Below are 6,575 nucleotides of genomic sequence, written 5' to 3' on the forward strand. Positions count from 1 at the left end.
TTGACCGCCCAGCAACTGCCCGTCGAGCACTTGCCGGTGCCGGCCATGCAAGCCCTTTACCGTCAATGGAAGACCCTGCATGACCCTGAATAAATCCCTCGCCGGCTGGGGCCTACTGGTGGTGCTGGGCCTCAACCTGCGGCCGATCCTCAGCTCTATCAGCCCGTTGCTCGGGGAAATCCGCCTGGCCACCGGCCTGAGTTTCCAGAGCAGTGCCTTGCTCACCAGCCTGCCGGTGGTGTGCATGGGGCTGGTGGCGCTGGTGGGCATCCGTGTCGAGGCGCAGCTGGGCGAGCGACGTGGGATTGCCCTGGGCTTGCTGATGATCCTGCTGGCGTGCCTGGTGCGCTGGCTGCTGGGCCAGGCACCGGCACTGCTGGCCACGGCGTTGCTGGGCGGGGCCGGGGTGGCGCTGATCCAGGCGCTGGTGCCGGCGATGATCAAGCGCCAGTTCCACCACCGGGTGCCACTGGCGATGGGGGTGTATTCGGCGTCGTTGATGGGCGGCGGGGGCTTGGCGGCGCTGCTCAGCCCCCTGGTGGCCAGCCATTTCCAGCACTGGCAGGCCGGCCTTGGTATCTGGCTGCTGCCGGCGCTCGGCGCGTTGCTGCTGTGGGCGTGGCTGCCGTTGGGCGCGGCGAAGAACCGGCAGGTGACCGCGCCGCTTCAGGGCCTGCGCAACCGCCGCGCCTGGTTGCTGGCGCTGTATTTCGGCCTGGTGAACTGCGGGTATATGAGCATGGTGGCGTGGCTGCCGGCGTACTACCAGCAACTGGGTTGGGGCGTACTGCCCAGCGGCTCGCTGCTGGCGTTCATGACGATTTTCCAGGTGATCGCCGCGCTGTTGATGCCAGCGCTGGCGCAACGCGGTATCGACCGCCGGCCCTTGCTGACCATCAGCCTGCTGGCCCAGACCGTGGGCTACCTCGGCCTGCTGCTGGCGCCGCTGCACTACCCGCACCTGTGGGTGGCGCTGATCGGCTTCGGCCTGGGGGCGTGCTTTGCCCTGAGCCTGCTGTTGACCCTGGACCATCGCCGCGACCCACGGGAAGCCGGGCAACTGGCGGCCTTCGTGCAGGGCGTGGGCTTTTTGATCAATGCCGTATCGCCGTGGATGACCGGCTGGCTGCGTGAACTCACTGGCAGCTTTGTCAGCGCCTGGGTGGTGCTGAGCGTGACGGTGATCGCAATGCTGGTGGTGACCCGGGTCTTCAGCCCGGCCACCTACCGCAGCGCCACCGTCCCTGGCTAGAAGTCGTAGCGCCCGGTCACCCCCAGGGTGCGCGGGGTGCCCAGCAGCCCTTCATAGCCCCCGTTGCCGCCTGTCCACAGGGTGGTGTAGTAGGTTTTGTCGAAGGCGTTTTTCAGCCATAGCGACACGTCCCACTGGCCCTGCTGGAAGTCGCCGCGCAGGCCGGTGGACAGGTTGACCACCGCATAACCTGGGATCTGCCCGTAATCCGAATCCTCGACCGTGCCCACCGCCTTGGAGCGGTAGGCATAGCTGGCGGTAACGTAGGGCTCCAAACCGTTATCCAGGTTCCACTTGTATTCGCCGTTGGCGTTGGCAATCCACTTCGAGGCGCCCACCACCGGGTGCCCACTGAGGTCGCACGAGGCCGGCGCACCCGGGCGCAGGCTGACTTCCGGTGGGCATGGCGCATCTTTGTACGACAGGTAGCGCACATCGTTGAACGAGCCGTTGATGTTCAGCGTCAGGCCACGGATTGGCACCAGGGTGCTTTCCAGCTCCACCCCACGCGAGCGCACGGAGCCGGCGTTGGTCAGGTACTGCACGCGGTTGCCATAGTCGTAGGCATTGGTCTGGTAGCCGTTGACCTGAGTCCAGAACAGGTTGGCGTTGAGTTGCAGGCGACGGTCCCACAGCGTGCTCTTAAAGCCCAGTTCGGCGTTGTTGGCCCGCTCGGTGCCGATCAACAGCGAGTCGGCGCCAGCGGTCGGGGCAGAGCCTACCGCCAGGTTGACCCCGCCGGATTTCTCACCGTGGGACAAGGTCGCATAGCCGAGCACGTCATCGCTGAAGCGGTAGCTGAGGTTGAGCAGGCCAGAAGGGCTGGTGCTGTACTGGTTGAGATCGCCAGAGTCGTAGGCACCGGCCCGGCCACGGCGTGCCGTCGCTGCCGCGCCCGTCACCGTTGCGCCACCTTGCGGCGCGTTGCGGCTGACCGAGGCGCTTTTTTCTTCATAGGTGCCGCGCAGGCCGGCGGTGAAATCCAGGCGTTCGGTCAGGTGCCAGGTGCCCTGGGCGAACAGGGCAAAACTGTCGGTGCGGATATGCCCGTTGCCGACACTGCTGACATTGCTCAAGGCCCCTGCTGGCGTGCCATTCCAGATATCGGCCTGGGGCCCGTAGTAAGCGAAGGATTTGTTATCCAGGTCGGAGCCAAAGTAGTAAGCGCCCACCACGTAATCGAAGAACCCACCGGTAGGTGAGGCCAGGCGAAACTCCTGGGACCACTGTTTATCTTCCACCGATACCCCCGCGTTATACGAGGCCGGCACGTTAAGGCCGTCGTCGTTGCGCGGGGTGAAATTCCACCAGCGGTAGGCGCTGACCGAGGTCAGGGTGAAGTCGCTGGGCAGGGTCCAGTTGGCCTCCAGCGAGGTGCCGCCCTGGAACACCGTGACACGCTGGTCGTTGTCCAGGTTGACCTTGCGGTGGGAGCCGTTGACCAGGGTCGCCCCGGCCGCATCCGCCCGCGATTGGTAGAGGTTGGTGCCATTGATGGTCGGGCCGGTGCTGTACAGCACGCGGGTGCCGGCGCTGGAGTCTTCTTCGTTGTAGTCGCCGATCCAGCGCAGGTTGAAGGCCTCGTTGGGCTTGTACAGCAGTTGCCCGCGAAAGCCCTGGCGTGAACCGCCGTTGAGGTCGTGGCCGTTGTATTGGTTCTGGATATCGCCGTCGCTGCGGGTGCGATAGGCCGAAAAGCGCCCGGCCAGCTCATCGGTGAGCGGCCCGGAAATCGTACCCTTGGTCTGGAAATAACCGTCTTCGCCCAGCGAGGTCTCGATGCTGCGCTCCGGGGTGAAACTGGGCGCGCGGGTGCTGATATTGATCACCCCGGCCGTGGTGTTCTTGCCAAACAGCGTGCCTTGCGGGCCGCGCAAGACCTCAAGCTGCTCGATGTCCATCAGATCGAACACCGCCATGCCTGGGCGCCCGAGGTACACGTTGTCGATATACAACCCGACACTGCCTTCCAGGCCATCGCTGGCCGGGTTGTTGCCCAGGCCGCGAATCGACACGCTGGACTGGCGCGCATGCATGTAGGCGACGTTGACGCTGGGCACCAGTTGCTGCAAATCCTGGATCCGGTAGACCCGCTGGCTCTCCAGGGCTTGGCCGCCGATCACGCTCATGGGCGTGGGCACTGCCTGGGCGCTTTCGGTGCGGCGGCGGGCGGTCACGGTGACTGTCTCCAGTTGCCCGCTGGCGCTTTCGCCCTTGGGCACCGGGGCGGGCGTGTCGGCGGCCTGGCTCGGCGACCAACTGGCACTGCCCGCCAGCAACAGCGCCAGGGGCAGGCGCTTGAGCCGCCAGGGGGAGGACGGTACAGCGGGCTTCGACACACTCATAAGCGGCTCCGGTATCGCGGAATATGCACAACCACATATTCTATAAAGTTATTTATTTATGTTTTTACAAGCATTTACTGCATAAGAGATAGCCTTTATAAGGAGTCGACCTAATGCATAGCCAATGCATTTCCCCGATATTTTTAATGTGAAAAATGCATATCGACCTGCGCCAGCTCCGTCACTTCATCGCCCTCGCCGAACAGCGCAGTTTTGTCGCGGCCGCGACCACCGTGAACCTGTCGCAATCGGCCTTCAGCCGTAGCATCCAGGCCCTGGAACACAGTGCCGGCTGCCAACTGGTGGATCGCGGGCGCAAGGACCTGGCCCCGACCAAGCAAGGCCAGGTGCTGCTGGAACATGCGCGGCGCCTGGTCAGCGGCGCGCAGCAGTTGGCCAACGAGATCAGCCAGTTCAACGGCCTGGAAGCCGGCGAGCTGCGCTTTGGCTGCGGCCCGGCCCCGGCGGCCGGGTTGATCCCCCGGGCGATCGGCAGTTTTATCGGGCGCTACCCCAAGGCCCGCGTGCAGTTCCAGGTGGATGACTGGCAAAGCCTGGGCAAGCGCCTGCTCAGTGAAGAGTTCGAGTTTTTCGTCGCCGACACCCGCCACTTTGAAGCCAACCCCGACTACCAGACCCACCGCCTGCGCCCGCGCAAATGGCACTTTTGCTGCCGCAGCGGGCACCCGTTGGCCCAGCGCGAAAGTGTCAGCGCCACCGAGCTGATGAGCTACCCGCTGGCCGTGACCATCCGCCCGCCGAACCTGCGCAAGGTCATCGTCGACCTCAGCGGCCGGCCCGACTACACGCCCAATGTGGAGTGCGAGAACGGCTACAGCCTGCTGGGGGTGGTGCTGCGTTCCGACGCCATCGGTATCGTCAGCGCCAACAGCGACGTGCTGCACATGGCCCGGGGCGACTTGGTGTGCTTGACGATCGACGGCCTGGCCGAGGATCTGGAGGAGCGTTACACCCGCTATGGCATCGTCAGCCGGGCGGGGTATCGGTTGTCGCCGCTGGCTCAGGCGATGATCGAGCAGATCAAGGCGGTGGATGAGCAGGATGACCAGGTGTGTGCGCTGGAGAATGTTGCGGTCTGATCCACCGCTATCGCAGGCAAGCCAGCTCCCACAGGTTGATCGCATTCCAATGTGGGAGCTGACCATGCACCCACTGCATAAACCCCATTCCCCAAATGCACTTGCCTCACCCCCGCTTCACCGGCGAAAAACACCGCCTGTTCCCCATTCGGTAAACCCTCATGCCCCCTGTACGCAACGTGCTCTACATCATGTGCGACCAGCTGCGTCGCGATTACCTGTCCTGCTACGGCCACGCCCATCTGCACACGCCCAATATCGACCGCCTGGCCGCCGCCGGTGTGCGTTTCAGCCGCGCCTACACCCAGGGCACGATCTGCGGGCCGTCGCGCATGTCGGCCTATACCGGGCGCTATGTCAGCAGTCATCAGGTGGCGTGGAACGCGGTGCCGCTGCCCCTGGAAGAGCTGACCCTCGGCGACTATCTGCGCCCCCATGGCATCCGCACCGCGCTGGTGGGCAAGACCCACGCCACGCCCAATCTCGACGCCCTGCAACGCCTGGAGATCGACCCCGACAGCGCGCAAGCGCAGCCACTCAACGAGGTCGGTTTCGAGGCGTATGTTCGCCATGACGGCATCTTCCCCGACAGCCCACTGTTTGCAGACAAACGCGAGTCGGCGCCCTACACCCACTACCTGCGCGAACAGGGTTATGCCGGCACCAACCCCTGGCATACCTGGGCCAATGCCGCCGCCGGCCAAGACGGGGAAATCCTCAGTGGCTGGCACATGCGCAACGCCCACTTGCCGGCGCGGGTGGCCGAGGCGCATTCAGAGACGGCCTACACCACCGACCGCGCCATCGACTTTATCCACGAACAAGGCGAGCAGCCCTGGTGCCTGCACCTGTCGTATATCAAGCCGCACTGGCCGTATATCGCGCCCGCGCCGTATCACGCGCTGTATGGTGCCGATCAGGTGCAGGCGCCTATTCGCGCCGAGCCCGGGCAGGCCAGCGATCACCCGGTGTACCAGGCCTTCCGCCAACACCAGGAGAGCCTGAATTTTTCCCGCGACGAGGTACGGCTGCGGGTAATTCCCACCTATATGGGCCTGATCAAGCAGGTGGATGACCAGCTCGGCCGGCTGTTCGATGTGCTGCACAGCACTGGCCGCTGGGATGACACGCTGATTGTGTTCACCAGCGACCATGGTGACTTCCTCGGCGATCACCACCTGGGCGAAAAAGAGTTTTTGCTGGAGCCGGCGGTGGGCGTTCCGCTGATTGTCCGCGACCCGCGTGCCGCTGCCGATATCAGTCGGGGTACGGTGGACGCGCGCCTGGTGGAAACCATCGATGCCCTGCCCACATTCCTGGAGGCCCTGGGCTTGCCCACCGCCGAGCACCGCCTGGAAGGCCGCTCGCTGATCGCGCTGCTGCATGGCCTAGAGACGGGCTGGCGCCGCTACGCCATCGCCGAATACGACTACGCCTTCCAGGCCCCGGCCCGCGAGCGCCTGGCGCAGCCGATCGACCGGTGCCGCATGACCATGGTGCGCAGCGAACGCTGGAAATACCTGGCCTATGACGGCTTTCGCGCGCAGTTGTTCGACCTGGAAAACGACCCCCAGGAACTGCAGGATTTGGGCGCTGATCCGGCGTATGCCCCGGTGCGTGAAGAGCATCAGGGTTATCTGTTCGAGTGGCTGCGCGGCTTAAAGCGACGCACCACCATCAGCCACGCGGAGATTGACCTGCGGGGCCAGCGGTTTCGTTATGGGGAGCCGGAAGCGGAAAAGGTGGTGCAGATCGGCGTCTGGTAAACACCCCAAATCCCCTGTGGGACGCAGGCTTGTGTGGGGGGGGGGGGGGGGGGGGGGGGGGGGGGGGGGGGGGGGGGGGGGGGGGGGGGGAGGGGGGGGGGGGGGGGGGGGG

General features: G+C 64.9%; 4 protein-coding genes. 3 read left to right on the forward strand and 1 reads right to left on the reverse strand.

Features of this window, described 5'->3' with window-relative positions:
* The first annotated feature begins 79 nt into the window (after positions 1-79).
* On the forward strand, positions 80-1,252 hold the full coding sequence (locus tag AC07W7_RS25700) for a CynX/NimT family MFS transporter (protein ID WP_099169349.1): 1,173 nt from the start codon (positions 80-82) through the stop codon (positions 1,250-1,252).
* Here AC07W7_RS25700 and AC07W7_RS25705 read toward each other — a convergent pair.
* Positions 1,249-3,597 (reverse strand): TonB-dependent receptor, encoded by a 2,349-nt coding sequence (locus tag AC07W7_RS25705; protein ID WP_495040365.1) that lies wholly within the window; start codon positions 3,595-3,597, stop codon positions 1,249-1,251. The two genes, AC07W7_RS25700 and AC07W7_RS25705, sit on opposite strands and share 4 nt — an antisense overlap.
* Positions 3,598-3,752: 155 nt before the next feature.
* Between AC07W7_RS25705 and AC07W7_RS25710 the strand changes: the two genes are divergently transcribed.
* Both AC07W7_RS25710 and AC07W7_RS25715 read left to right on the forward strand, forming a co-directional pair.
* Positions 3,753-4,697, forward strand: coding sequence for a LysR family transcriptional regulator (locus AC07W7_RS25710; RefSeq protein ID WP_169898684.1), 945 nt, complete (start codon positions 3,753-3,755; stop codon positions 4,695-4,697).
* 161 nt (positions 4,698-4,858) lie between these two features.
* Complete coding sequence (locus AC07W7_RS25715) at positions 4,859-6,463, forward strand: alkaline phosphatase family protein (RefSeq protein WP_495040366.1); 1,605 nt, start codon at positions 4,859-4,861, stop codon at positions 6,461-6,463.
* Positions 6,464-6,575 lie beyond the last annotated feature (112 nt).

This window comes from Pseudomonas sp. GW821-FHT01D09 (genome assembly GCF_059422465.1).

Excerpts from the sequence above, each read along its gene's own strand:
- AC07W7_RS25700 (WP_099169349.1), top strand. The coding sequence starts at position 80 with ATGACCCTGAATAAATCCCTCGCCGGCTGGGGCCTACTGGTGGTGCTG.
- AC07W7_RS25705 (WP_495040365.1), bottom strand. The coding sequence starts at position 3,597 with ATGAGTGTGTCGAAGCCCGCTGTACCGTCCTCCCCCTGGCGGCTCAAG.
- AC07W7_RS25710 (WP_169898684.1), top strand. The coding sequence starts at position 3,753 with ATGCATATCGACCTGCGCCAGCTCCGTCACTTCATCGCCCTCGCCGAA.
- AC07W7_RS25715 (WP_495040366.1), top strand. The coding sequence starts at position 4,859 with ATGCCCCCTGTACGCAACGTGCTCTACATCATGTGCGACCAGCTGCGT.